This window comes from Streptomyces sp. NPDC059524 (genome assembly GCF_042749255.1).
In the GTDB taxonomy this organism is placed as follows: Bacteria; Actinomycetota; Actinomycetes; order Streptomycetales; family Streptomycetaceae; genus Streptomyces; species Streptomyces xanthii.
This window is the reverse complement of the sequence record NZ_JBHYTK010000009.1, coordinates 78,534-103,857: the sequence shown is the minus strand read 5'-3', so window position 1 is coordinate 103,857 and position 25,324 is coordinate 78,534. Positions and strand designations below refer to the sequence as shown.

The following is a 25,324-nucleotide window of genomic DNA, read 5'->3' as shown; positions in this document are numbered from 1 at the left end:
GGCGGGCCCCCGCGCGTTGCCCGCCCCCCCCGCGGTGGGCCCTTTTTTGTTTTCCCGGGTTATTACCCCGCGGGGGGGGGCCACGCTCGGTTCTGCTGGACCCCGCAGGTCCTCGGTCACGTCCCAGGTCGCGTCCTCGATCCCGTGCTTGATTCGGCTGCGGGTCTCGGGCGGGCCGAAGGCCGTGGTGGTGGCCTCAGTACATCGACACCTTGTACTTGGCGAGTGCCTCGGGCACCGGCTGGTAGAACGTGGTCCCGCCGACCGTGCAGTTGCCGCTGCCGCCCGAGGTGATGCCCAACGCCTTGCTGCCGTCGTACAGCGCACCGCCGGAGTCACCGGGTTCGGCACACACGTTGGTCTGGATCATCCCGCGGACCGTGCCGCCTCCGCTGTAGTGCACGGTGGCATCGAGCCCTGTGACCGTGCCGCTCTTGGTACCGGTGGTGGAGCCACTGCGCTTGACCGGCTCCCCCACGTAGGCGTCGGCCGCGGTGTAGCCGCCCGGATGGGCGAGCGAGGCGTTGTCGTAGCGTACGAGGGCGTAGTCGTTGCCCGGGAAGCTCGAGCCGATGGTGGGCCCGATCAGGGTGGACTGCGCGGAGTTGGTGTACCAGGTGTTGGCCACGTTGCCGCAGTGACCGGCGGTGAGGAAGTAGTAGGTGCTGCCCTGGACGACGTTGAAGCCGAGCGAGCAGCGGTACCCGCCGCCGTAGATGGCGTCGCCGGGTCCGAGCAGCTGGCTGAACCGACCGGGGCTGCGCTCGATGCGGAGAGCTCCCGCGTCCGCACCCGCCGCCTTCCGGATCTTCGAGAGCGAGGCCTCGGACACGGTGCTGTCGGCCGTGACGACGACCTGGCCGCTCGCCCGGTCGACGTACCAGGCGGTGCCGCCCACATCGGCTTTGAGGACGGCCTGGTCGACCTTGGCCAGTTGTGCGGCGCCGTAGGCCTTGGGCGGCGCGGCCTGTGCCTGGGGAAGGGTGAGCGCGGTGGCGGCCAGCAGACCGGTGGCAGCGGCGGCGATCGCGGTGATGCGCTTGAGTCTCACAGAAACTCCTCCTCGCGGTGGGCACGACCACCCATTGGTGGCGTGCTCCTGCCAAGTGCGCAGTTCTGCGGTGAGTATGAGGATGAGTCAGGGGGTGCACAAGAGTGCCGTGCGCTTCCCTCCGGAACGCGGAGAGATCCGCCCCCTGACCACCGTCGTCGAACTCCGGCTCACGATCCGCCTACGCGGCACCCGCGACCGGCACCACCCTCCGCCATCCGTCGCCGAGAGCGGATCACATCAGTCGCACATGTGGCCCCAACCCATAGCGGGCCGCCAGGTCTTGGTGCTCGCGGTCCCGCCCTTCTCCTTCCAGGAGAACCTCGCCTGTACCTGGAAACTGTTCTTCGGCCACCGGCACGGGTTGACCGAGGCCGTTCCTGCCAGGTCCTCGGTGCCGTGCCAGCCGTCGTCGTCCTTGGCGGACTTCACCGTCAGCGTTTCCGTCCCGTTGAAGCGCAGGAGCTTCACGTCGTTGACCTTCACCGTGTAGTTGCCGCCGCCGGCGACGTCGGTGATCTTCGCCCGAGCCCGGTAGGTGTCGGTCTCCCTGTCCCACCACACCGTCGCGCAGCGCTTGACCTGTTTGCCGTAGCACTGCCAGGCACTTTCCGCGGACGCCATGGACGGGGTGAAGACGATCGAGACGCCCGCCGCCGCGACGGTGAGTGCGCCGGCGGTGCCGATCCGGCCGAGCTGCCTGAGCCTCATGAAGTTCCCTTCCGATGCCCCCGAGGCCGTGGTCCGGCGCCGGGTCTCCAGTGATGGCGACGGGAACGCTAGACCGGGATTCCGGGCGGACGGCGCGACGTGCGGGGCTGTTGCCCCGCCGTGACAAGATCCGGATTCCGCTGCCGCCACCGTGACCGCCCGCGGACAGTGCTCAGCGCGATGGTCTCGCCGCACCGCATCCGCATATCCAGCCGCCGTCGATGTCGTCTGTCAGTGCCCGCTGACAGGATGCCCGGATGACCTCGACCGTTCACCCCCGCTCCGTCCACGACGCGGATCCGCGCGCCCACTTTCTGAAGCTGATCGGCGCCATCGAACCTTGGGACGACCTGGAGCGCGACCACCGAGAGACCGCCACCAGGTGGATCGTCGGCGGCGCCCCGATCTACCGGGTGCGCAAGCCGGATGTTCCCGCTATGCACCTGGTGTGCTATTTCGTCGTCCTCGACCAGACGAGAGGGCAACTGCTGCTGGTCGCGCACCGCAAGGCGGGCCTGTGGCTTCCGGCCGGGGGTCACGTCGAGCCGGGCGAGGACCCATGGGCCGCCGTGGTGCGTGAGTGCCGTGAGGAGCTGGACATCGGGGCCGAGGCCTCGCCGGTCACCGGTAGGGCACCCCTCTTCCTCAGCGTCACCGAGACCCGGGGGCAAGGCACGCATACGGACGTCTCGCTCTGGTACCTCCTCGACGCAGACGCCGACAGCATCACCTCATACGACCAGGCCGAGTTCAGCGCGATCCGGTGGCTGACCGAGGAGCAGGTGCTCGGTGAGCCGGTCGAGTTGCTCGACCCTCACATGCACCGCTTCGTCCACAAGCTGCAGCACGCCAGAGCCGGAAGCCAGGGCGGATAGATCCGGTTCATCGCGAGGGTTCAACGCCCCAGGCCGCGGCTCGGGCAGCGGCGGCCGCGCGGTTGGGGAGGTCGAGCTTGGCGAGGATGTGCTCGATATGGGTGCCCACGGTCCGCGGCGTGATGTGGAGCCGCTCGGCGATCTCCCGGTTCGTACGGCCGGTGGTCAGCTCGCCGAGCACCTGCAGTTCCCGTGGCGAGAGTCCGCCGGGCCGCCGGCCGCCCGCGGCCGGCCCCGCGGTGGGGGCGGCTTCGGACGGCCGGCCCGTGCCGGGGTCGACGGCCGTGGCGAGGGCCTCCGTGAGCAGGGTGACCACGGCACGCGCCGGATCGGGCGCCCGCCGCGGACTGCGGGTGCTGACGTTCAGCATGCCGACGTACCGGCCGTCGGCGGAGAACAGGCACTGGGCCACACCGTCCTCGATACCGAGCGGGGACAGCACCTCCTGGAAGCCCGGGGACGCCGCCAGGAGGTTCCGGGGGACGTCCCTGAGCCAGAGGCCGCCCCGGGCCGGGCTGCGGAGCACGGCGAACACGGGGTCGTGGTGGAGGCGGCTCTCGATGTAGGCGGTGGCGTCGTCCGGGTAGCTCCCGGCGAGAGTGGTGTGGCGGCGGCGCAGCGGATCCCATCGGGACAGGGAAGCGTGGTCGTAGGCCATCACCTCGGCCAGCGCCGTCAGGACGGTGCCGACGCCGGTCGTCCCGCTCGCGGCGTCCCTGGCGGCGGCGCGGACGTGGACGGCCGCGTCCAGGATGTCCGCCGTGCTCCGCTCCGCTGCCATCCCCCAAGGATGATCAAACGTCCGGGACAGGTCAATTTCGCAGGGTGTCGTGCACGACCTGACCGTCGACGACGGTGAGGACGACGGGCATCTTCGGGATGTCGTGGGGGTCGGCGGCGAGCAGATCCCCGTCGAGAACGCAGAGGTCGGCTGCCTTGCCCGGCTCCAGGGAGCCCTTCCAGTCGTCGGCGAAGTCCTGCCAGGCCGCGTCGATCGTGTACGTACGGAGCGCATCGGCCAGGCCGATGCGCTGCTCGGGGCCGCTGATCCGGCCGGTCGCCTTCGACTCGCGCAGCACCATCGTGGCCACTCCCTGGCGCCAGTCCGGGTGGGTGACGGGGGCGTCGGAGCCGCTCGCGACCCGCACCCCGGCGTCGATGGCGTCGCGGTAGGGCCAGGCGTAGGCGGCCCGTTCGGTGCCGACGAGTTCCGCCTCCATGTCGGCCACGGTCCACTTGATGGTGGGGTTCATGTTGACGCCGAAGCCGTGCGCGGCGAGGACCTTCATGCTGTGCGCGGTGAGGAAGTCGCCGTGGATGACGTAGTGCCGCGCGTCGGCCCTCGGGTGTCCGGCCGCGGCGGCGGCGAAGGCGTCCGCGACGGTGTCGCAGGCCCGGTCACCGGTGACGTGGACGCCCACCTGGTGCCCGGCGGCGTGGGCGTGCCGGATGATGGCGGCGATCTCGGCGGTCCGTTCGGCGTCGTTCGCGCCGCCCACGCACAGCGCGCCGCAGCCGCCGTCCACGTACGGCTCGTGCATCCACGACGTCTTGTTGGGGACGATGCCGTCGGCGAAGATCTTGACGCCGTGGATCGCGAGGCGGCGCGGGTCGGTGTCGCCGCGGTCGCCGAGCGCGGCGAGGGAGCGAACGAACTCCTCGGCGCTGCTTGCCATTCCGGTGGGCAGGAGCAGGACGCCGAGGCGGGCGGTCAGTTCACCGGCGGCCAGCAGGTCACGGTAGACGTCCAGGGTCTCCGTGCCGAGAGCGCCGCGCATGATGCCGTCGCCGCCGGGGCCGAGGCCGGGTTCGGTGTAGCTGGTGATGCCGAGCCGGGCGAGTGTGGCGAGGTTCGACCTGATCGCGTCGGCCCGCTCCTGGCGGCTGAGCGGTGGCAGCGCGTTCTGGCTGAGGGCCTGGGCTCCTTCGTGGAGCAGCCCGGTCGGTTCCCCGGCCGCGTCGGTGACGATGGCGCCGCCGGGCGGCGCGACGGTGTCCCGGTCGATCCCTATGAGTTCGAGCGCCTTGGAGTTGACCCAGGTGGCGTGCCCGGAGAAGGAGTACAGGACGACGGGGTGGTCCGGGCTCACGGTGTCCAGGTCGCTCCGCGAGGGCTGACGCGCGGGATCGGCGAGGCATTCGTCGAGGTAGCCGGTGTCCCAGCCGTGCCCCGTGATCCACGTCCCCTCCGGAAACCGGCCGACGGCCTCCCGGACCGCCTCGGAGACGTCCGCGAGGGACGACACGGCGGGGTGGCTGAGGTCGAGGGAGAGCGGCGGCGTCGACATGCCGAGGGCACACCCGTGCAGATGGGAGTCGTTGATTCCGGGAAGCAGTGTGGCTCCCCGGAGGTCGACGACGCGCGTGCCGGGTCCGACGAGCGGTTCGACGTCGCCGGGCCCGCCGACAGCACTGATGATCCCGTCGGTCACCGCGAGCGCCGACGCGACGGAGAACTCCGCGTCGACCGTGACCACCTTCCCGCCGAGAAACACCAGGTCCGCATACGTGTCCACAGAAGGTCCCTTCACCGACCGGGCGCGCCACGGCGGCCCGGGAACGATCTCCCGAGGACTATGGCCGCGCCCGCGCACCTCGCACATCGGTCATCCCACCGATGCGACGTGGGACATCCCCTGCATCCAGCCTGTGGCCGACGGCCACGAAAGGGCGGCCCGAGGCCACTTCGACGGTTGAACGACGGGGGCCGGGCCGTCAGTTCACGTCGCGGGCGGAAGGCAGGGGGGTTGCGGCCGCCGGCTCCGCCGGTGGCGGGGCCGTGCTGTTCCTGACGACGAGGCTGGTCGCGAGCTCCAGGCGGGTCACCGCAGGCTCGCCTGCGCGCAGGCGCAGCAGCATCTGCGCGGCTTCCTCTCCCATCTGACGCAGCGGCTGGTGGACGGTGGTGAGGGCGGGGCTGGACCAGCGGGCGATCATGACGTCGTCGTACCCGACCACGGACAGGTCCTCGGGGACGCGTAGTCCGCAGACGCGGGCGGCTTCCAGGACACCGAGCGCCTGGAGGTCGCTTCCGGCGAAGATCGCCGTGGGCCGGTCGGGCAGGCACAGCAGTTCCAGGGCGCGTGCGTAGCCGCCCTCGACGTGGAAGTCACCGAAGCGGATCAGGGCCGGATCGACGGGGATCCCGGCCATGCCGAGGGTCGAGCGGTAGCCGTCGAGGCGAGCGAGGGAGCACAGGACGTCCTCCGGGCCCGTGATGATGCCGATGCGGCGGTGTCCGAGGTCGGCGAGGTGGCGGGTGGCGGCGACGCCGCCGGACCAGTTGGCCGAGCCCACGGAGGGCACGTCGGGTTCGGGGTCGCCTGCCGGGTCGACGATCACGAACGGGATGGAGCGGGCTCCCAGTTGCTGCTTGACCTCGTCGGGGAGCGAGGAGAAGACGAGCACGACACCGATCGGGCGACGCTGCAGCACGCCCTCGATCCAGTCGGCCGACGGTGCGTGCCGGGTGCCGCTCTCCGTGAGGACCACGCTGGCCTGGTGGGCCTTGGCGACGTTCTCGACGCCCCGGATCAGCTCCATGGACCAGACGCTGTCGAGTTCGTGGAAGACGAGCTCGATCAGGGGCGCTTCGCCGGCGGCGCGGGTGGTTCTGCGATACGAGTGCGCCTCCAGCAGCGACTCCACCTTGCTCCGGGTCCGGGGCGAGACGTCCTGTCGCCCGTTGAGAACTTTCGAAACTGTCGAAAGTGAGACTCCCGCCTTCTCGGCCACCTCGGCCAGAGTGATCCGCCTGTTCTCCTCGGCATCGCGCATTTGAGCAGCATAGAACACACCCTCGGCGGGGCTTGAAGTCACGTTTCCGTAACGCGACTACAGAGGGTTGACCTGTCCGGCACCCCGCCCTAGCGTCCCGCCCATGAAGTTTCGGAAACAGGACCGAAACTGTTTCGAAAGTGAGGCGTGATGAAGCGACACGCGCAGCTCCTGAGAACCACTGTCGTCGGTGGAGCGTCGCTGGCGATGACCCTGTCCCTCGCCGCCTGCGCCGGCTCCGGCGGCTCCGCCGGCGGCGGCTCGGACACGATCCACGTCCTGGTCTACGGCGACGCGACGAACAAGGTGGAGAAGCGGCTCGTCGACACCTTCAACAAGACCTCGAAGGTCAAGGCGGTCCTCGACACCGTCCCGGGCGCCGACTACCAGTCCAAGCTGCAGACGATCATCAGCGGCAAACAGGCCCCCGACGTGTTCTTCAACTGGGGCGGCGGCAGCATCAAGCCGTACGTCGACGCCGGGATGCTGACACCGCTCGACGACTTCATCGCGAAGAACCCCAAGCTCAAGTCCGAGTTCCTTCCGTCGGTCTTCAACACCGCGGTCGTCGACGGCAAGCCCTACGGCGTCCCCATGCGGGGAACCCAGCCCGTCCTGCTCTTCAGCAACCAGAAGGTGCTCAAGGACGCGGGCGTCACCGCACCGCGCACCTGGGAGGAGCTCCTGGCCGCGGTCAAGACCCTGAAGGCCAAGGGGGTCACCCCGATCGCCCTGGGCGGCGGCGACAAGTGGCCCACCCAGATGTGGTTCCAGTACGTCTACGACCGGGTCGCCGGCCCCGAGCTCTTCAAGAAGGCCGCCAAGGGCGACAAGGACGTCTGGGCGAGCGCCGACAGCAAGAAGGCGCTCGGCATGCTCAGGGAACTGATCGACGCCGGGGCCTTCGGCACCAACTACGACTCGGTCAAGTTCACCGACGGCGGCTCGCCCGCCCTGCTCGCCACCGGCAAGGCCGGATTCGAGCTCATGGGCTCCTGGGAGTACTCGACCCTCCAGGACGCCTACCCCGACTTCGTGAAGAGCGACCTCGGATACAGCGCCTTCCCGACCGTGGAGGGCGGCAAGGGCGACCCCGGCAACATCGCCGGCAACCCCAACAACTTCTACTCCGTCCTCAAGAGCACCAAGCACCCCGAGGCCGTCGCCGAGTTCCTGAAGCTCATGTACTCCGACGCGTTCGTCAAGGACCAGCTCTCCGTCGGGAACCTGCCGACCACCACCAACACCGCGAAGTTCCTCGACCAGTCCGCGTCCCCGGAGTACTCGAAGTACCAGTACGACCTCGTGAAGAAGGCTCCCGCCTTCCAGCTCTCCTGGGACCAGGCCTTCCCGCCGGCCGCCACCACCACGCTCTACCAGGCGGTCCAGCAGTTCTTCAACGGACAGATGGACACCGACGCCTTCATCGCCGCCATGCAGCGCCTCCCCGCGGCCTGACCTCCGGAGCGCCTGACATGACCACCTTCACAGCGTCCGCCGTGGACAGCGGGAAACAGACCCGGCGTCAGAGGCGGGCCGGCCGCCCGGTCACCGGGGTGGGCCGCCCGGGCTTCGCGTGGGCGGCGCCCGCCGCCGTCTTCTTCGGCCTGTTCGCCCTCGTACCGCTCCTCCTGGTCGTCGTGCTCTCCTTCACCCGCTGGAACGGCCTCGGCTCGCCCGAGTTCGCCGGGCTGGAGAACTGGACCAAGCTCTTCGACGACCCCGTCATGGTCAAGAGCCTGTGGCTCAGCCTCCTCCTCACCGTCCTCGGCGTCGCCGTCCAGACCCCCATCAGCATCCTGCTCGGCGTCTGGGCCGCCGGCCGCCAGCGCAACCGGGCCGTACTCTCGGCGATCTACTTCGTCCCGCTCCTGCTCTCCGTCACCGCCGTCTCCGTCCTGTGGCGGGCCGTCCTCGACCCGAACTTCGGCGTCCCGTCCCAGGCGAAGTGGCTGTTCGGCGACGGCAATCTCTTCGGCGCGCAGACCAGCGCCCTCGGCGTCCTCGTCTTCGTGAGCACCTGGCAGTTCACGCCCCTGCACACGCTGCTCTACCAGGGAGCCGCCCGGGCCGTCCCCCAGGTGCTCTACCAGGCCGCCCAGATCGACGGCGCCGGCCGGGTGCGGCAGTTCTTCCACATCACCCTGCCGCAACTGCGCAACACCATCGTGACCTCGACGATCCTCATGGTCGTCGGCGGCCTGACCACCTTCGACACCGTCCTGATCCTCACCCAGGGCGGCCCCGGAACCGACACCACGAACAGCGCCTACTACATGTACCAAAAGGCCTTCAAGAGCTTCGACTTCGGCATGGCCTCCGCCATCGCCCTGCTGCTCGTCCTGGTCGCCAGCCTCGTCTCCCTGGTCATGGTCCGCCTCAGCGGCTACGACAAGATGCGCAGCACCATGGAGGGCGTGTGACCAGGAAACGCCCCAACTACCTCGCGGGCCTCGGATCGCTCGTGTGGCTGTTCGTCGTCGGCCTGCCGCTGTACGTCATGCTGATCGCCACCTTCCAGACCCGGGCGGACTACGCGGCGAACGGCCCTCTCGGATTCCCGACGGACTTCACACTCGACAACTACCTCGACGACCTCAACGACGGCTTCGCCCAGTACTTCCTCAACACGGTCTTCGTCACCGTGTGCGTGGTGGGCATCGTCCTGCTCCTCGTCCCGCCGCTGGCGTACGCGATCGTCCGCAGCGACGGCAGAGCCACCGGGCGGGTCTTCCGGCTCTTCCTGCTCGGCCTCGCCATCCCGTCCCAGGCCGTGATCGTGCCGATGTTCTACCTCATCGACGAAGCCGGCCTGTACGACAACCTCATCGGCGTCATCCTCCCGACGGCCGCCTTCGCCATGCCCGTCTGCGCCCTGATCCTCACCGGCGTCATGCGCGACATCACCTCCGAGCTGTACGAGGCGATGACCGTCGACGGCGCCTCTTCCTGGCGGATCTTCCTCCAGCTGGTGCTGCCGCTGTCCAAGGGCGGGCTGTCGACCGTCGTCGTCTTCTCCGCCCTCCAGGCCTGGAACGGCTTCCTGTTCCCCCTCGTGCTCACCCAGTCCTCGCAGAACAAGGTCATCACCATGGGCCTGTACGACTTCCAGACCGAGCACGGCGTCGACATCCCCGGCCTGCTCGCCGCCGTCGTCCTGTCCATGCTCCCCATCCTGTTCGTCTATCTGTTCGCCCGTCGCGCCCTGGTCCAGGGCCTGATGGGAGTCGGAGGAAAGTGACCGCCCACATGGCCACGCCGCCTCACACCGCACTCGCTCCCTGGCGGGACCCCTCGCTGGATCCCGAGACCCGCGTCGACGCGCTGATCCGCGAGATGACGCTCAAGGAGAAGATCGCCCAGCTCTTCGGAGTCTGGGTCGGCGCCTCCGACGAGGGCGCCGAGGTCGCGCCCCACCAGCACGACATGGAGGAACCGGTCGACCTCGACGAGCTGATCCCCGACGGGCTCGGCCAGCTGACCCGCCCCTTCGGCACGGTCCCCGTCGATCCCGCCCTCGGCGCCGTTTCCCTGATGCGGACGCAAGCGAGGATCGTCGCGGGCAACCGCTTCGGCATCCCCGCCGTCGCCCACGAGGAGTGCCTCGCCGGCTTCGCCGCCTGGGGTGCCACCGCCTACCCCGTCCCGCTGTCCTGGGGCGCGACCTTCGACCCGGACCTCGTCCGGGAGATGGCGGAAGCCATCGGACGCGACATGCGCTCGGTCGGCGTGCACCAAGGCCTGGCGCCCGTCCTCGACGTCGTGCGCGACGCCCGCTGGGGACGCGTCGAGGAGACCATCGGCGAGGACCCGTACCTCGTCGGCACGATCGCCACCGCCTACGTCCAGGGCCTGGAGTCCGCGGGCATCGTCGCCACCCTCAAGCACTTCGCCGGCTACTCGGCCTCCCGCGCGGGACGCAACCTCGCCCCCGTGGGCATGGGCCGCCGCGAGCTCGCCGACGTGATCCTGCCCCCGTTCGAGATGGCGCTGCGCGAGAGCGGTGTCCGCTCGGTCATGCACGCCTACACCGACACCGACGGCATTCCTTCCGCCGCCGACGACGCGCTCCTCACCGGGCTGCTCCGCGACACCTGGGGCTTCACCGGCACAGTCGTCGCCGACTACTTCGGCATCGCCTTCCTCAAGACCCTGCACGGCGTCGCCGGGACGTTCGCCGAGGCCGCCGGAGCCGCCCTCGCCGCCGGAGTCGATGTCGAACTGCCCACCGTCAAAACCTTCGGAGCCCCTCTCCTCGAAGCCGTCGAACGCGGCCAGATCCCTGAGAAACTCGTCGACCGCGCCGTGCGCCGCGTCCTCCTCCAGAAGGTCCGCCTCGGACTGCTCGACCCCGATTGGAGCCCCGTCCCCCCGGCCCTCGAGAACGCGGACACCACCACCGACCCCGAGCTCCTGCGCGGCACCATCGACCTCGATCCCGACTCCAACCGCGACCTCGCACGCCGGATCGCCGAACGGGCCGTCGTCCTCCTCCGCAACGACGGCACCCTCCCGCTCGACCCCGACCAGCCACTGCGCATCGCGCTGATCGGCCCCACCGCCCAGGCCGAAACCGCCGTCCTCGGCTGCTACTCCTTCCCCGTCCACGTCGGCGCGCAGCACCCGGACACGCCCCTCGGCATCGACCTGCCCACCCTCCACGCAGCGCTCAGGTCGGAGTTCCCCGCCGCCGACATCGTCGTCGCGCACGGCACGGGCATCGACGACGGAGCGACCGACGGCATCCCCGCCGCCGTCTCTCTCGCCCGCGACGCCGACCTCGTCATCGCCGCGCTGGGTGACCGCGCCGGCCTTTTCGGCCGTGGCACCAGCGGCGAAGGCTGCGACGCCGCATCCCTCAGCCTCCCCGGCGCCCAGCAGCAACTCCTCGACGCCCTCCTCGACACCGGCACCCCGGTGATCAGCGCGCTGCTGGCCGGACGCCCCTACGCACTGGGCCGCGCCGCCCACGAGGCAGCCGCCATCGTCCAGTCCTTCTTCCCCGGCGAATCCGGAACCGCCGCCATCGCCTCCGTCCTCAGCGGCCGCACCAACCCCAGCGGCCGGCTCCCCCTCAGCGTTCCCCGACACCCCGGCGCCCAGCCGGCCACCTACCTCGCCGCCCGCCTCGGCCATGCCAGCGAGGTCTCCACCATCGACCCCGCCCCCGCGTTCGGCTTCGGCCACGGCCTCACCTACACCTCCTTCGCCTGGTCCGACCTCACCGCCGAGGCGACCGAGGCCTCGACGGACGGCGCGTTCCACCTCACCTTCACCGTCGAGAACACCGGCGACCGCAGCGGCACCGAAGTCGTCCAGGTCTACCTCCACGACCCGGTGGCCTCCGTCGTCCAGCCCTTGCAACGGCTCATCGGCTACGTGCGACTCGACCTCGCCGCAGGCGAGAAGAGGCTCGTCGCGGTGGACGTCCCCGCCGATCTCGCGGCCTTCACCGGGCGCGACGGCAGGCGCGCGGTCGAACCGGGGGAACTGGAACTCCGCCTGGCCGCCTCCAGCACCGCCCCCCGGCTCACCACCCGCGTCACCCTCACCGGCCCCGTGCGCCACGTCGACCACCACCGACACCTGCACGCCCGATTCCGGACCGCCCCGCACACCTCCCAATGACGCCGTCGGCCGAGGCTCGTCGCTATGCTCCTGACCCCACTCCCCCCGGCCGTCGGCCGGACCCCACGCACCAGGATCGAGGAGCACAGCGCGTGATTCCCGCTGAACTGAGCCAGGGCCGGTACATCAGCCTGACCACCTTCCGAAAGGACGGGACTCCGGTCGCCACACCCGTTTGGTTCGCGGCCGAGGACGACGAGTTGTACGTGTGGACGCGGATCGACTCCTGGAAAGTGAAACGGCTCCGCCGCGACCCGCACGTGGTCGTCGCCACGTGTGACATGCGCGGGCGGATCCCGGCCGGCGCACAACGCCTGGACGGCACGGGCCGATTCCTCGACGCGGACGGTCTCAAGGCCGTACGAAAGCGACTCGCCCGCAAGTACACCTGGCAGTGGTGGCTGACCGACTGGCCCGCGACGATCGCGCGGCGAGGGAAGCGACCCCACATCGCCATCGCCGTGAAGCTCTGAGCCGCCGTCACCCCGGGCAACGCGCACCCGGCTCATACCTGCGCGGCTGTCCTCGGGTCACTCTGCGTCATCTCCCGCGCCGCCGTGCGGGCCGCGTCCGCGAAGGCGGTCAGTGCGCCCGTGGTGTTCCCGGCGCGCCAGACCAGGCCGTAGCCAACCGGCTCCGCGTCGGCGACGGGGACGTACGCGACGCCGGGCCGCGCGAAGTAGGTCGCCGTGTGCGCGGCGGTGAGGAAGGCTCCCCGGCCGCCCGAGACCAGCGTCAGGGCCTCCTGCATCTGCGTCACGGAGGGGCCGGTGGCGATGGCTCTGCCGCTCGGGGTGCGGGCGGGGGCGTGGTGCTCGTGCCGGTAGTCGGGCAGTTCACCCTCGACGGTGAGGAGGGGGACGTCGGCGAGATCCTCGAGGGAGACGGTGGCGCGGGCGGCGAGCGGATGCCCGGACGGCACGGCCAGGACCCGCTCCTCGGTGAGGAGGGGCGAGCCGCCGCCCAGGTCGTCCTCCCGGACCGGGAGCTCCTGGAGCTGAACGTCGAATGCGCCGTCGCGCAGGCGCCCGTACGGATCGGTCATCGGCACCTCGCAGATCTCCACCGCGAGGCCGGGATGGCTGCCTCGCAGCGTCTGCGACACCTTCATCACGAGTTCACCGGCGAGCGGGGTGGAGAATCCGACGTGCAGGACCGTGTCGATGCCGCGCGCGGTGCTCGCGGCGCGCGCCAGAGCCGCCTCGATCGCGCGGTGGTGCGGTTCGAGGTCGGTACGCAGTTGGCGGCCGATCGCCGAGAGGGCGACGCGGCGGCTGGTGCGGATGAACAGCGGGGCTCCGACACGCCGTTCCAGGCGCTGGATCAGCTGGCTGACACGGGCGCGGGACAGGTGCATCCGTTCCGCGGTGCGACCGAAATGCAGCTCCTCCGAGAGCAGGAGAAAGCACTCCATCTCGTCGCGCTCCATCGGTTCCCCCAGATGAGCCGGATCGGTAAGCCTCGCTGAATGAACGTCCAGATCTTCGCCGTTGTTCCACCCCCGCGCCCTGGCCGAAGGTGAGCGAGCCGCCCGCTCGACGGACGGCGCACCTTCCTTCAACCCTCTTTTCACAGCCAGGAGTTGACCTGCCATGCGTACGACCAAGGCGGCGGCCGCCGCGCTCAGCGCCCGGGAATGGGGCGTACTGCTCGTCCTGTGCGGCGCGATCTTCCTCGAGGGCATCGACGTCGCCATGCTGAACGTGGCGATGCCCGCCATCCGCGCGGATCTCGGCCTGTCCACCGGCACCCTGCAGTGGGTGATGAGCGCCTACGTCCTCGGCTACGGCGGCTTCATGCTGGTCGGCGGCCGGGCGGCGGACCTCTTCGGGCGCCGCCGGATGTTCGTGCTCTGGCTCTCGGTGTTTCTGGTCTTCTCCGGGCTCGGCGGACTGGCCACCGAGGGCTGGCAGCTGATCACCGCCCGGTTCGTGACCGGCGTCGCGGCGGCCTTCATGACCCCGGCCGGACTCTCCGTCATCACCACCGGTTTCGCCGAGGGCCCACGCCGCAACAAGGCGCTTCTCTTCTACTCCGGCACGGCCGCCGGCGGGTTCTCGATCGGCCTGGTCATGGGCGGACTGCTCGCCTCGGTCGACTGGCGATGGGTGTTCTTCGCACCAGTGGCCCTCTCGGCTCTGATCCTGGCCGGCGCGCTGGCCTTCGTACCGAAGTCGCCGCGGCCCGACCGGACCGGGCAGAGCCTCGACCTCCTCGGGGGCCTGACCATCACCGCGGCCATCCTGCTCCTGGTCCTGGGAGTGGAACGGGTGAGCCACACCTCACTCGCCTCCACCGTCGTCACGCTGGGCGCGGGCCTGACGTCCCTCGCCGCGTTCGTCGTCGTCGAACGCCGCACGGCCGCGCCCCTGGTCCGACTCGGCATCTTCCGCAACGCCACCCTGGTGCGCACGAACGCCGCCGGCCTGCTCTTCGCCGCCGGGTTCTTCGGCTTCCAGTTCCTGGTCGTCCTCTACCTCCAGGAACTGCGCGGCTGGTCCACCCTGGAGACCAGCTTCGCGATGATCGTCATCGGTGTCGACGCGATCCTCTCGCCGACCGTCGTCCCCCGGCTCGTCGACCGCTTCGGCAACGCCCGCCTGATCTTCGCGGGACTGATCCTCGCGTCCCTCTCGTACGCGCTCTTCCTGCCGCTCGGCGCCGACTGGACCTACCTCGCGATGCTTCCGAGCCTGCTGCTGCTCGGAATCGCCTTCGCCCTCACGTACGGTCCGCTGACCATCGTCGCGACAGAGGGCGTCAAGGAGGAGGAACAGGGTCTTGCCGGCGGCCTCCTCTACACCGCGTTCCAGTTCGGCGCGGCACTCGGTCTCTCCGGGGCGGCCGCGGTCGACGTCGCGGCCACGGCGTCGGATTCGGCCGCCGCACGCCTCGACGGATACCAGGCCGCACTGTGGGTACCGCTCGCCGCGGCCCTGGGCGCGCTGCTGGTCAGTGCCTTCGGAGTGCGCTCCGGCAAGGGCCCTGTGACCGCGGAGCACGAGCCGTCGCCCGAACTCACCACCGTCAAGTAGCTGTGCGGGTGGCTGATCAGTCAGTACCGGTCGAGGATCAGGTCGGTCTTGAGGATGTCGCCCTTGTAGAGCCAGCCGTTCTGTTCGGCGGCGGAGAGCGCGTCCTTGTGCAGGGCGGCCGCGTCCGTGAAGTCGTCGGTCTTGAAGGAGAGTTCGATGACGTACTCCGTGCCCGAGCCGGAGGCGCCGACGACCGGCAGCACCTCGATGCTCGCGTCGTCCGACGGGCCCCAGGCGCCGGCGTAGACGTTGGACGTCACGGGACCGTGGGCACGCGACGACCCGAGCACGCCTGTGCCCCACCCCGTGCTCCCCCAGTTCGCCAGCTTCCCGGGGATGTCGGCCGCCAGCCAGTTGCGGCCGGTGTCACTGCTCGGCAAGGACGTGCCGGAGTAACCGCTCGCACTGTGCGTCTTGTCATTGCTGAAACTCAGGGTCTGCTTCGCGTAGCCCCAGTCGACCTCGGCCTTGTAGTTCGTGTCGCCGCTGTCGAAGCCGGCCTGGTTGGCCTGGGTGAGTGCGGCGTCGATGTCACCCCCGGACACCGTGAAGCGCTTCTTGTACGTCTCCTCGAACGACGACGCCCCGTCCTTGTGCCGCAGTCGCACGCTCCAGCCCTGCCCCGCCATGTCCTGGGAAGCCGAGTCGTAGTAGGAGTAGGAGCGCTTCTTCGCGGATCCCGTGATTCCGAAGGCGGAGCGCACCGCCGCGCTGGGCGCGTGGGACGCGTCGAGCGCGGCGGCGGTGAGGTTGATCTTCACCTCGTACGAGGGGACTGCGTTGGACGCGGCATGGGCGTGCGTCGCGGGCGTCAACAGACTGAGGGAAGCCGCCATGCCGACGGTCACCGCGACGGAGCCGCGGACGTGAGAGGTCGCGAAGGTCATGGGCGGAGCGTCCCGGCCGCGAGTGTGGCTCTGGTGGCCAGCGGGAGTGCGGCACGTGAACCACAGCGGTCCGAACGGCCCTTCGCGACCACGGCGCCCGGAGTCCCCGCGCGAGCGGCGACACCGGACGGTGGCGGGCCCTGGGATCAGGTGGACGGCTGCGTGGCCGTCGCCGGAGTGAGGACGATCTTGCCGGTGGTGCGGTCCCGCTCCCCCAGGGTGTGGGCCTCGGCGGCCTCATGGAGGGGGAAGACCGCCTCGATGTGGGCCCGCAGGGCGCCCGACTCGGCGAGGCCGGCGATGGCGTTCATCCCGGCGTGGTCGGCTTCGACGAGCAGGGTCTCCACGCGTACGCCGAGCGCAGCCGCCTTCGTGGCCTCGTCGGGATCGGTACCCGGGAGCAGGGAGACGAGGGTGCCTCCGGCGCGGAGGACGTCGAGGGAGCGGGTGCGGGTGTCGCCGGAGAGCGGGTCGAGGACCATGTCGACGTCCTTGACGGCGTCGCGGAAGTCGACGGCGCGGTAGTCGATCATCTCGTCCGCGCCGAGGGAACGCACGAAGTCGTGCTTGGCGGCGCTGGCGGTGCCGATCACGTAGGCACCGCGGGCTTTCGCGATCTGGACGGCGAGGTGGCCGACGCCGCCGGCGGCGGCATGGATCAGGACACGCTGTCCGGTGCGCACCTCGGCGGTGTCGACGAGGGCCTGGTAGGCGGTGAGGGCGGCGAGGGGCAGGGCGCCGGCCTGGACGTGGTCGATGCCGGCGGGCTTGTGGGCGAAGGCACGGGCGGGCCCGGTGACGTACTCGGCATGGGAGCCGACGCCATGCGGGTAGGGAAGCATGCCGAAGACCTCGTCACCCGGCTTGAACAGGGTGACGCCGTAGCCGACGGCCTCGACGACTCCGGAGACGTCCCAGCCCAGCACGAGCGGAAGTCGGTTCAGGAAGAGTCCCGAAGCGCGGTGCTTCCAGTCCGTCGGATTGAGACCCGCCGCGCGGACGGCGACGAGAATCTGGCTCGGACCCGGCTCGGGTCGCGGCAGCACGGTCTCTTCGAGGACCTCAGGAGATCCGTGGACGTCCTGGCTGATGGCACGCATGGTGAGGTGATCTGTCATGGGATCCAGACTGGCCGGGCCCGTCGCCACGTACCATGGCATGATTGCCAGCTTTCGACGGGATCGTGCCATGCGTGTTCATCGAGTCGCCGTTCTTGCCCTGGACGGGGTGTACCCCTTCGAGCTCGGTATTCCCAGCCGTGTCTTCGGTGCGGCCGGGGAGCGGTACGAGGTGGCGACCTGTTCGGTCGACGGCACCTCTGTGACGACGAACTCCGACTTCTCGATCACGGTCGAGCACGGCCCGGAGCTGCTGAGGACCGCCGACACCGTCGTGCTGCCGCCGTTCGACATGTCCCTCCTGACCCGCGAGGCCCCGCCGGGCGTCGAGGAGGCTCTCGCTGCGGTGCGGCCCGGCGCGCGGATCGTGTCCATCTGCACGGGAGCCTTCGTCCTGGCCGCGACCGGACTGCTCGACGGCCGGCCAGCCACCACGCACTGGGCCCTCGCGGATGTGTTCCGGTCCTGGTACCCGCAGGTGGATCTCGACCCGGATGTGCTGTTCGTGGACGACGGGTCGGTGCTCACCTCGGCCGGAGCCGCCTCCGGCATGGACGTCTGCCTCCATCTCGTACGCCGGGATCACGGCACCGCCGTCGCCAACCACGTGGCCCGGTCCTGTGTGGTGCCCCCGTGGCGTGAGGGCGGCCAGGCCCAGTACATCGAGCACCCGGTGCCCGAGCCGTCCGCGAACGGCACCTCCGCCACCCGCCAGTGGGCTCTGGAGAACCTGCGGGATCCGCTCGCCCTGGCCGATCTGGCGGAGCACGCCCGGATGAGCCGGCGCACCTTCGCCCGCCGGTTCAACGAGGAGGTCGGAATGAGCCCCGGGCGCTGGCTCACCCAGCAGCGACTGTCCCGTGCCCGCCACCTCCTGGAGACCACCGACCTCGGGGTGGACGACATCGCGGGCATGGTGGGTTTCGCGACCGGGACGTCGCTGCGCGAGCACCTGCATGCCGCGATCGGCGTCTCACCGCTCGCCTACCGGCGCACCTTCCGCGGTGCCACCGGCTCCCGCACATGAACACCGCACCAGGCCGGGCAGCGACACGCCCCGCTTCCGGACCGCCCCGCACACCTACCGGTGATGGCCCGTGTCAGGCCCCGATGCGGTCCGTCCGTGTGTGGCGGTACGCGTGCCGGTAGTCGGATGTCTCGGGGTCGACGGTGTACGCGTCCGTGACGACGCGGTCGGCGTTGATCGAGAGCATCATGAAGCCGAGGGTGTCGTAGGCCGCCCAGAACTCCTTGTTCTCGGGGCGGTCGGACCGTCCCTTGGTCTTCGCGGCGGCGCCGCAGACGATCTGCTGGGTGCCGTGGTGGTCGGCGCCGGTGTCCAGGATCTGGAGCGTGTGATCGTGGCCGGAGAGGATGAACTCGGCCTTGCCGCAGACCACTTCCTCGTACAGCTTCTTGACGTGCTTGCCGCTCATGTAGTCGCCGCAGGTGATGCCTTCGTACGCGCCCGCGTTGCCGTGTGTGCCGTTGTTGCGCAGCGGATGGTGGGCGAAGACGAACTTCCAGCGGGCGCGGGAGGCGGCGAGGGATTTGGACAGCCAGGCGCGCTGCTTCTGGACGAAGGGGCCGTTCCAGTAGTACTCGGGGTCGGTCTGCAGGACGTACGAGGACAGGGGGGTCGTGTCGAGGGCGAAGAACTCGGCTACGGGGGCCCGTCGGGGGACAGCCACGGAGTAGTGGCGGTCGGGCATGTACCAGCGTGCGGAGTGCTGGTGGTAGGCGACCTCGTGGTCGCCGCGGGAGGGCCGGCCGCCGCTGCCGGGGATGATGCCGCTGGTGTCGTGATTGCCGAGCACCATCAGCCAGGGCACGTCGATGCCCTGGTTCGGCTCCTCGAACTTCGTGGCGAACTCGTCGTCGAGGACGTCCTCGGGACCGTTCTCGTAGATGTTGTCGCCGAGCCCGATCGCGAGGTCGACGCCGCGCTTCTCGCACAGCTTGCGCGCGGCGGCCGCGACGGCGAACTGTGCGGGGGTGCCGGTGCCGGCGTCCCCCGTGATCAGTACGTTCAACTCGCGCTTGTCCGGCAGCGGAAGCTTGTTCGCGCCGTCCTCGGCCGCGACCGCCTGCCGGCCGAACGTGCCGAGGGCCACGGCCGCCCCGACTCCACCGGTCGCCGCGAGCATCGCCCGCCTGCTGATTCCCTGCGACTGCATCCTGTGTCTCCTCGTCGTCGGATGCCACGCGATCCCGGCAAGGCGAACGGGGCTCGGACGGGCTGGGGAGATGCAGTGAATCCCGGTGGCACGGCGAGGACCAGGTTACCGACCGGTTACTTCGGTCACACTACTCGTCGTCCTCATCGTCTTCGTCGCCATCCACGTCCCCCTCACCGAAGGGGTTGGCGTAGAGGGACGGAAGGGTGTTGACGACCGGGTCGCCGAAGTCGTCCTCCGTGAGGAACATGCCGCGGATCATGTTCAGCATGTACAGGTGGTTCTCCGGGTCGGCGGGGTCACCGACGCACGGATGGTCGAGGGGAGCAGTCGCCACGTCCGAGCCGAAGAACGGGTGGAGTTCGCCGTCGAGGTTGTCGGGGACGTACTTCCACACCATGTCCCGGTGACGGCGGAACACCTCGCCCGTGTACCAGATCGCACCCTGCACGAAGGGTGTCATCCGCTGCTCCGTGATCTCCTGCGAGGAGGTCGCGGCCTGCCGGACCAGGCCGTCCAGCACTTCGAGGGAACCCGGACCGAAGTCCAACTCGCCTGCGGGAGACGCCTGTCAGGCCCAGTCCGCATGGGCGGACCGCCGCTCGTCGAGCCACCTGAGCAGGTCCGGATGCCGAGTCGGGTCGTACGTCTCGTCAGGTCGTCCGGTCATGGCGCCGACCGTACCCGACAGAGAACGGGAACCCCTGGGCACTCATTATGTCCGGTGAATTCCCTTGCTGTGTCACCGACTTGTCTCAAAAGGCCCGCTCAGGGCCCGCAGATGTAGGTGATACGTCTGTGCGAAGTGTTAGCTGGATGATGCTCTCGATCGCAGAGCGCACCGACACACGGGGGATCGTGGGACATGGGCATCGTGCTGCCTGAGATCGTCGACCGGGCTCTGGATCTCGCGGGGGTCGACTGGCCGAACGTCGACGAGGACGACTACTCGGAGATGGCCGACGGACTCCGCGAGTTCGCGGAGAAGTTCGAGGGTCACGGCGGGGACGCGCACAAGGCGATCACGCGGATCCTCGGCTCCTCGGAGGGCTGGGCGGTCGACGCCATGGAGAAGCACTGGTCGTACGTGAGATCCAGCCATCTGGAGAAGATCCCCGAGGTCGCGCGGATCTTCGCGTCGGTGTGCGACCGGATCCACGACATCGTCGTCGCGATGAAGACCAAGGCGACGGTCGAACTGAGTGTGCTGGCAGGGACGATCGTCGCGGAACTGGCCGCTTCCGGCCTCACGTTGGGGCTTTCGGCGGCGGCTGCGGCCGGCGAGATCGTTCTGATGCGGCAGATCGTCAAGCGGTTGGTGAAGGAGGCGATCGTGGATATCCTCGCGGAGATCGCCGCCAAGCTGGCGGAGCCGGTGACGGCGAAGCTGGAGGCGCTGGCGGTCGACGCGGCGCTCGACCTGGCCGAGGGCGCCTTCAATCCCGACGGCGGTCACGACTCTTCCGGTGGGCCGAAGCTCGCTTCCGCAGGTGCCGGGATGACGCTGGCCTCGGCCGGAGGCGGTGCGGGCAAGCGGACCCACATCGATCATGTCGAGTTCGAGTACGGCGCCGGGAAGGTCTCGCTGCACGGAGGCGATCTGGGCAGCAAGACGCACGTTCATCTGGGCAAGGCCAAGGGCGCGTTCGGACGGACCAAGGGCAAGGACGGGTTCACCAAGGCGTTCGACAGCGCCCTGGAGAAGGCCCTGGACGCGGCCACCAAGACGGTCACCCGCACCGCCAAGCATGTCAGCGACGAGATACCCACGCGGGTGAAGGCAGCCTCACGGCATCAGAAGGGGACCGACCGCCACACCGGCGACAAGGCGGACCGGGTCGAGGTCAAAGGCGTCGACGGCGGCGGCAAGGGCGGTGACGGAGGCGGCAGGATCCCCGGCCGGACCGGCGGGGCGCCCGACGACGGCCGCAAGGACGGTGACCAGGACCCGCGCAAGGAACCGCTGAAGCTGGACTCCGGGAAGCAGGAGCCCGAGCAGAAGGGCCGCCCGGTCGATCTCCGCAAGTGCGACAGCGACCCGGTCGATGTCGCCAGCGGTCAGATGCTGATGACCCAGCGGGACGTCGAGCTGCCCGGCACACTTCCGCTCGTGCTGCGCCGTACCCACCTGTCGGACTACAGGTGGGGGCACTGGTTCGGTGCGAACTGGGCGTCCACGCTGGACGAGCGCCTGGAGCAGGACGGGCACGGTGAGGGCGCGGTCTGGGCGCGTGAGGACGGCTCGCTGCTGATCTACCCCAGGCTGCCGCAGCCTTCGGACACCGGTGGCGTGCTGCCGAGCAACGGTCCGGCGATGGCCATGTTCCACGCGGGCCACGACAACGGCGCGACGACGTACCGTATCGAGGACCGTGCGACGGGTGTCTCCCGGTTCTTCACGGGCAGTTGGCTGAACGAGTCGCCGGCGTACTGGCTGTGCGAGATCGAGGACCGCAATCACAACGGCGTCACGATCACCCGTACCGGCACCGGCCTGCCGCAGGAGGTCGTCCACGACGGCGGCTACCGCATCACGGTCGACACCACCGACGACCGCGTCACCGGGCTCGCCCTGCAGACCCCTGACGGGCCCGTCACGCTGCGCACCTTCGGCTACGACCGGCTCGGCTTCGTCAACTCCGTCACCACCTCCACCGACGCCACCACCCGCTTCACCTACGACGCGCGCGGCCAGATGACGGCCTGGACCGACAGCAACGACTCCACCTACCGCTACGAGTACAACGGTGCCGGGCGCGTCATCCGCACCCTCGGCCCTGACGGCTACCTCTCCTCCACCTTCGCCTACGAGGAGCTCGAGGGAGGCGGACGCCTCACCCACTACACCGACTCCCTCGGCGGGCGGAAGACCTACCGCATCAACGCCGACTACCAGGTCACCGCGGTGACCGACCAGCTGGGGAACACCACTACCCATGTCTTCCAGCAACCGGACGCCGTCACGGCTGCCGGCCATTCGGACGCCGCCGCAATGCCCGCGACCGCCCGGGGCGAGCGCGACCGAGTCCTGTCCACCACCGATCCGCTCGGCCGCACCGTCCGCTTCGGTTACGACGCCGACGGCAACCTCGCGCTCGTCGTCCGTCCCGACGGCAGGGAATCGACCGCCGTCCACAACGCCTTCGGCCTGCCGGTCTCCGTCACGGGCTTCGACGGCCGCACCTGGCACCAGGAGTACGACGACCGGGGCAACCGTACCGGCGTCACCGACCCCGAGGGCCGCACCACCCGTTTCACCTACGACGACAAGGGGCGCCCGACCTCGGTCACGGACCCGACCGGGGCAGTCACACGCGTACGTTCCAGCGAGGCCGGTCTGACGGTCGAGACGACCGATCCGCTGGGCGCGGCTTCCTCGTGCACGCACGATGCCTTCGGTCGCGTCGTCACGTGGACGGACCCGGTCGGTGCGGTGACGCGAGCGGAGTGGGACACGGAGGGACGGATCCTCACGTCCGTTCACGCCGACGGCAGTTCGGAACACTGGACGCACGACGGCGAGGGCAACTGCCTCAGTCACACGGACCGTTCGGGCGGCACGACCAGGTTCGAGTACACCCATTTCGACCTGCTCGCCGCCCGCACCGATCCCGGGGGCGCCCGCCACCAGTTCACCCACGACACCGATCTCCGCCTCACCCAGGTCACCAACCCTATGGGGCTGACCTGGACGTACGTCTACGATGCCGCGGGCCGCCCGGTCGCGGAGACGGACTTCGACGACCGGACGCAGACCTACGCGTACGACGCCGCCGGACAGGTGACCTCCCGCACCACCGCACTCGGGCAGCGCATCACCTTCGACCGCGACCTGCTCGGTCGCACCGTCCGCAAGGACGCCGACGGCCAGGTCACCACCTACGCCTACGACCCGTCAGGTCAGCTCGGCGAAGCCGTTTCGCCTGACGCGGTGATCAGGCTCGAGCGTGACGAGCAGGGCCGCGTGGTCTCCGAATCCGTCAACGGACTCACCCTGCACCGGCATTACGACCGGTTCGGCCGCCTGTCCGGCCGCACCACCCCGTCCGGGGCCCGTACCGCGTGGACCTACGACGCCGCCGGGCGTCGCGACGAACTCACGACCGCCGGGCGCACTCTGCGCTTCGCCCACGACGCCGCGGGCAAGGAGACCGGCCGCCGGATCGGTGAGCACCTCACCCTCGAGCACGCCTACGACGAGATGGGCCGCCGCACCTCCCAGACCGTGACCGGCACCGAGGGTCTGGTCCGGCAGCGGGACTACCACTACCGGGCGGACGGCAACCTGATCCGCATCGAGGACAGCCTCAGCGGCACCCGCACCTTCGACCTGGACGCCAACGGGCGTGTCACCGGTGTCTCGGCCCGCGACTGGACCGAGTCCTACGCCTACGACTCCATGGGCAACCAGACCTACGCCACCTGGCCCGAGCATCACCCCGGCCCCGAAGCCCGGGGCGAACGCGTCCACGAAGGCACCCGCGTCCTCAAGGCCGGCCGGTTCCGGTACGAGTACGACGCCGCCGGCCGCACCACCCTGCGCCAGAAGACCCGCCTGTCCGCCAAGCCCGACACGTGGCGCTACACCTGGGACGCCGAGGACCGACTCACCTCCGTCACCACCCCCGACGGCACCCTCTGGCGTTACAAGTACGACGCCCTGGGCCGCCGCATCAGCAAGCAGCGCATCTGCGAGGACGGCACCACCGTCGCCGAACGCGTCGACTTCACCTGGGACGGCACCACCCTCTGCGAACAGACCACCGTCTCCGCGGAAACGCCCCGCCCGGTCACTCTCACCTGGGACCACGACGGCCATCGCCCCCTCACCCAGACCGAGCGCCTCACCGGCCCCGGCCCCGGCGACGACGCCGACCCGGAATCGGCTCTGGACGCGGCCCAGGACGAGATCGACTCCCGCTTCTACGCCATCGTCACCGACCTCGTCGGCACTCCCACCGAACTCCTCGACGAGAACGGCGACACCGCCTGGCACACCCGCACCACCCTCTGGGGCACCACCAGCTGGTCCACCACCAGCACCACCTACACCCCACTGCGCTTCCCGGGCCAGTACTACGACCCCGAAACCGGCCTCCACTACAACTACTTCCGCCACTACGACCCCGAGACCAGCCACTACCTCAGCCCCGACCCCCTCGGACTCGCCCCGGCGGACAATCCCAGCGCGTACGTCACCAACCCCGGGGAGTGGAGCGACCCCCTGGGTCTGACTCCGTGCCGTACGGGGGAGATCGACTACGGAAGGATCGACGCGAACGGGCGGCGGTCCGGGACCGCGGCGATCGTCACCAGAGACATGCTGGGGACGGGAACCAGGGTTCCGCGGCGTCTGAAGCCCCCGGGCTTCCGCAACGGCGACACAGCCGGAGACGCGCGAGGGCATCTGCATCCAGCTGCGCTCGGCGGTCGTGGCGACCTTCCCGAGAACGTGGTCCGCACCGACAGCCAGACCGACAACGGTCCCATGAACGAGTTCGAGAAGATCGTCGCTCGTCATGTGGCCCTGGTGGGCCCTGTGCTCTACTCGTCGACCCCGCATTACCGCCCGGGAGAGGACCACCCGCACGCTGTTACGCTCGAGGCATTCGACGACAATGGCTGGAGCATGCGCAACACATTCCAGCAGCCCTATTAGAGCCCTCGGCAATTGCGTATCGGCTCAGAGAAAACATTGCGAAAGGTTTCGATACCCGTGGCGAATCTGGCCGACCTGCGCGACGCGGAGAACTCCTTCCGGATCGAGGTGAGCGGCAGGTTCCGGCCGGGCGTGCTCCAGGACCACGACACCCTCGCCGCGGAGATCGTCGTCGCGAGCAGTTTCGTCTCCGGCCGGCTGCGTGTGTGGATCCGCCCCGCCGAACTCCAGGCCTGGCAAGGTGTGCTGTCCGTCCTGAGGGAAGGGAAGCCGGCAACCTGGCTGGACCAGGGCAACGGTCCGGTCGTGGCGTTCGATTTCCCGGACGGGCGGGGGGCGCCGCCGGGGGGGAGCGCTCCCCCGCGCGCCCGCGGGCGCCGGCGCGGGGCCGCGGCGCGCTCTGGGC

The 25,324-nt window shown here is 69.8% G+C and carries 20 protein-coding genes; 10 read left to right on the top strand and 10 right to left on the bottom strand.

Features of this window, described 5'->3' with window-relative positions; translation table 11 throughout:
* Positions 1 to 196: 196 nt before the first annotated feature.
* Positions 197 to 1,051: a S1 family peptidase gene (locus tag ACFW9D_RS04550; RefSeq protein ID WP_384617698.1), complete on the bottom strand. Its 855-nt coding sequence runs from the start codon at positions 1,049 to 1,051 to the stop codon at positions 197 to 199.
* 240 nt (positions 1,052 to 1,291) lie between these two features.
* A complete protein-coding gene (locus tag ACFW9D_RS04545) occupies positions 1,292 to 1,762 on the bottom strand; it encodes a hypothetical protein (protein WP_188334995.1) in 471 nt (156 codons plus the stop codon).
* 257 nt (positions 1,763 to 2,019) lie between these two features.
* On the opposite strand from ACFW9D_RS04545, the gene ACFW9D_RS04540 reads away from it, so the two are divergent.
* Positions 2,020 to 2,637: an NUDIX hydrolase gene (locus tag ACFW9D_RS04540; protein ID WP_384617695.1), complete on the top strand. Its 618-nt coding sequence runs from the start codon at positions 2,020 to 2,022 to the stop codon at positions 2,635 to 2,637.
* 7 nt (positions 2,638 to 2,644) lie between these two features.
* Here the strand turns inward: ACFW9D_RS04540 and ACFW9D_RS04535 are convergent, their stop codons facing one another.
* The 3 genes from ACFW9D_RS04535 to ACFW9D_RS04525 all read right to left on the bottom strand — a co-directional run bounded on the left by ACFW9D_RS04535 (position 2,645) and on the right by ACFW9D_RS04525 (position 6,414).
* The gene (locus ACFW9D_RS04535; protein WP_384617693.1) at positions 2,645 to 3,418 is read right to left on the bottom strand and encodes a LuxR C-terminal-related transcriptional regulator; all 774 of its coding nucleotides are present in this window, start codon (positions 3,416 to 3,418) and stop codon (positions 2,645 to 2,647) included.
* Positions 3,419 to 3,449: 31 nt separating this feature from the next.
* Positions 3,450 to 5,153: an amidohydrolase gene (locus tag ACFW9D_RS04530; protein WP_384617690.1), complete on the bottom strand. Its 1,704-nt coding sequence runs from the start codon at positions 5,151 to 5,153 to the stop codon at positions 3,450 to 3,452.
* 199 nt (positions 5,154 to 5,352) lie between these two features.
* The gene (locus tag ACFW9D_RS04525) at positions 5,353 to 6,414 is read right to left on the bottom strand and encodes a LacI family DNA-binding transcriptional regulator (protein WP_384617687.1); all 1,062 of its coding nucleotides are present in this window, start codon (positions 6,412 to 6,414) and stop codon (positions 5,353 to 5,355) included.
* A gap of 150 nt (positions 6,415 to 6,564) precedes the next feature.
* On the opposite strand from ACFW9D_RS04525, the gene ACFW9D_RS04520 reads away from it, so the two are divergent.
* The 5 genes from ACFW9D_RS04520 to ACFW9D_RS04500 all read left to right on the top strand — a co-directional run bounded on the left by ACFW9D_RS04520 (position 6,565) and on the right by ACFW9D_RS04500 (position 12,515).
* Positions 6,565 to 7,872 carry an ABC transporter substrate-binding protein gene (locus tag ACFW9D_RS04520; protein WP_384617684.1) on the top strand — a complete coding sequence of 436 codons (1,308 nt, stop codon included), beginning with the start codon at positions 6,565 to 6,567 and terminating at the stop codon, positions 7,870 to 7,872.
* A 17-nt stretch (positions 7,873 to 7,889) separates the two neighbouring features.
* The gene (locus ACFW9D_RS04515; RefSeq protein WP_384617681.1) at positions 7,890 to 8,837 is read left to right on the top strand and encodes a carbohydrate ABC transporter permease; all 948 of its coding nucleotides are present in this window, start codon (positions 7,890 to 7,892) and stop codon (positions 8,835 to 8,837) included.
* On the top strand, positions 8,834 to 9,655 hold the full coding sequence (locus ACFW9D_RS04510) for a carbohydrate ABC transporter permease (protein WP_384617678.1): 822 nt from the start codon (positions 8,834 to 8,836) through the stop codon (positions 9,653 to 9,655). The genes ACFW9D_RS04515 and ACFW9D_RS04510 overlap by 4 nt, the downstream gene beginning before the upstream one ends.
* 8 nt (positions 9,656 to 9,663) lie before the next feature.
* The gene (locus ACFW9D_RS04505; protein WP_384617675.1) at positions 9,664 to 12,042 is read left to right on the top strand and encodes a beta-glucosidase; all 2,379 of its coding nucleotides are present in this window, start codon (positions 9,664 to 9,666) and stop codon (positions 12,040 to 12,042) included.
* Positions 12,043 to 12,134: 92 nt separating this feature from the next.
* Positions 12,135 to 12,515: a PPOX class F420-dependent oxidoreductase gene (locus ACFW9D_RS04500; protein WP_188335004.1), complete on the top strand. Its 381-nt coding sequence runs from the start codon at positions 12,135 to 12,137 to the stop codon at positions 12,513 to 12,515.
* Between the two features lie 32 nt (positions 12,516 to 12,547).
* Here the strand turns inward: ACFW9D_RS04500 and ACFW9D_RS04495 are convergent, their stop codons facing one another.
* Entirely contained in the window at positions 12,548 to 13,456 is a 909-nt protein-coding gene (locus ACFW9D_RS04495) for a LysR family transcriptional regulator (protein WP_384617672.1), read from the bottom strand.
* 178 nt (positions 13,457 to 13,634) lie between these two features.
* Between ACFW9D_RS04495 and ACFW9D_RS04490 the strand changes: the two genes are divergently transcribed.
* On the top strand, positions 13,635 to 15,077 hold the full coding sequence (locus ACFW9D_RS04490; RefSeq protein WP_384617669.1) for an MFS transporter: 1,443 nt from the start codon (positions 13,635 to 13,637) through the stop codon (positions 15,075 to 15,077).
* 20 nt (positions 15,078 to 15,097) lie between these two features.
* Here ACFW9D_RS04490 and ACFW9D_RS04485 read toward each other — a convergent pair whose 3' ends face one another.
* Entirely contained in the window at positions 15,098 to 15,964 is an 867-nt protein-coding gene (locus ACFW9D_RS04485; protein ID WP_384617666.1) for a hypothetical protein, read from the bottom strand.
* Positions 15,965 to 16,110: 146 nt separating this feature from the next.
* Positions 16,111 to 17,064 (bottom strand): NADP-dependent oxidoreductase, encoded by a 954-nt coding sequence (locus ACFW9D_RS04480; protein WP_384617704.1) that lies wholly within the window; start codon positions 17,062 to 17,064, stop codon positions 16,111 to 16,113.
* A gap of 88 nt (positions 17,065 to 17,152) precedes the next feature.
* Between ACFW9D_RS04480 and ACFW9D_RS04475 the strand changes: the two genes are divergently transcribed.
* Positions 17,153 to 18,109 carry a GlxA family transcriptional regulator gene (locus ACFW9D_RS04475; protein ID WP_188335005.1) on the top strand — a complete coding sequence of 319 codons (957 nt, stop codon included), beginning with the start codon at positions 17,153 to 17,155 and terminating at the stop codon, positions 18,107 to 18,109.
* A 73-nt stretch (positions 18,110 to 18,182) separates the two neighbouring features.
* On the opposite strand, the gene ACFW9D_RS04470 is transcribed toward ACFW9D_RS04475, so the two are convergent.
* A complete protein-coding gene (locus ACFW9D_RS04470; RefSeq protein ID WP_384617663.1) occupies positions 18,183 to 19,259 on the bottom strand; it encodes a metallophosphoesterase in 1,077 nt (358 codons plus the stop codon).
* Positions 19,260 to 19,389: 130 nt separating this feature from the next.
* Positions 19,390 to 19,809: a hypothetical protein gene (locus ACFW9D_RS04465; protein ID WP_384617660.1), complete on the bottom strand. Its 420-nt coding sequence runs from the start codon at positions 19,807 to 19,809 to the stop codon at positions 19,390 to 19,392.
* Between the two features lie 315 nt (positions 19,810 to 20,124).
* On the opposite strand from ACFW9D_RS04465, the gene ACFW9D_RS04460 reads away from it, so the two are divergent.
* Together ACFW9D_RS04460 and ACFW9D_RS04455 are read left to right on the top strand one after the other, a co-directional pair.
* Entirely contained in the window at positions 20,125 to 24,918 is a 4,794-nt protein-coding gene (locus ACFW9D_RS04460) for a DUF6531 domain-containing protein (RefSeq protein WP_384617657.1), read from the top strand.
* 57 nt (positions 24,919 to 24,975) lie between these two features.
* Positions 24,976 to 25,324: DUF5959 family protein (locus ACFW9D_RS04455; protein WP_384617653.1), on the top strand; the 349-nt coding region annotated here is incomplete at its 3' end.

Excerpts from the sequence above, each read along its gene's own strand:
- ACFW9D_RS04545 (WP_188334995.1), bottom strand. The coding sequence starts at position 1,762 with ATGAGGCTCAGGCAGCTCGGCCGGATCGGCACCGCCGGCGCACTCACC.
- ACFW9D_RS04540 (WP_384617695.1), top strand. The coding sequence starts at position 2,020 with ATGACCTCGACCGTTCACCCCCGCTCCGTCCACGACGCGGATCCGCGC.
- ACFW9D_RS04535 (WP_384617693.1), bottom strand. The coding sequence starts at position 3,418 with ATGGCAGCGGAGCGGAGCACGGCGGACATCCTGGACGCGGCCGTCCAC.
- ACFW9D_RS04525 (WP_384617687.1), bottom strand. The coding sequence starts at position 6,414 with ATGCGCGATGCCGAGGAGAACAGGCGGATCACTCTGGCCGAGGTGGCC.
- ACFW9D_RS04520 (WP_384617684.1), top strand. The coding sequence starts at position 6,565 with ATGAAGCGACACGCGCAGCTCCTGAGAACCACTGTCGTCGGTGGAGCG.
- ACFW9D_RS04515 (WP_384617681.1), top strand. The coding sequence starts at position 7,890 with ATGACCACCTTCACAGCGTCCGCCGTGGACAGCGGGAAACAGACCCGG.
- ACFW9D_RS04505 (WP_384617675.1), top strand. The coding sequence starts at position 9,664 with ATGGCCACGCCGCCTCACACCGCACTCGCTCCCTGGCGGGACCCCTCG.
- ACFW9D_RS04495 (WP_384617672.1), bottom strand. The coding sequence starts at position 13,456 with ATGGAGTGCTTTCTCCTGCTCTCGGAGGAGCTGCATTTCGGTCGCACC.
- ACFW9D_RS04490 (WP_384617669.1), top strand. The coding sequence starts at position 13,635 with ATGCGTACGACCAAGGCGGCGGCCGCCGCGCTCAGCGCCCGGGAATGG.
- ACFW9D_RS04485 (WP_384617666.1), bottom strand. The coding sequence starts at position 15,964 with ATGACCTTCGCGACCTCTCACGTCCGCGGCTCCGTCGCGGTGACCGTC.
- ACFW9D_RS04480 (WP_384617704.1), bottom strand. The coding sequence starts at position 17,064 with ATGCGTGCCATCAGCCAGGACGTCCACGGATCTCCTGAGGTCCTCGAA.
- ACFW9D_RS04475 (WP_188335005.1), top strand. The coding sequence starts at position 17,153 with ATGCGTGTTCATCGAGTCGCCGTTCTTGCCCTGGACGGGGTGTACCCC.
- ACFW9D_RS04470 (WP_384617663.1), bottom strand. The coding sequence starts at position 19,259 with ATGCAGTCGCAGGGAATCAGCAGGCGGGCGATGCTCGCGGCGACCGGT.
- ACFW9D_RS04460 (WP_384617657.1), top strand. The coding sequence starts at position 20,125 with ATGGGCATCGTGCTGCCTGAGATCGTCGACCGGGCTCTGGATCTCGCG.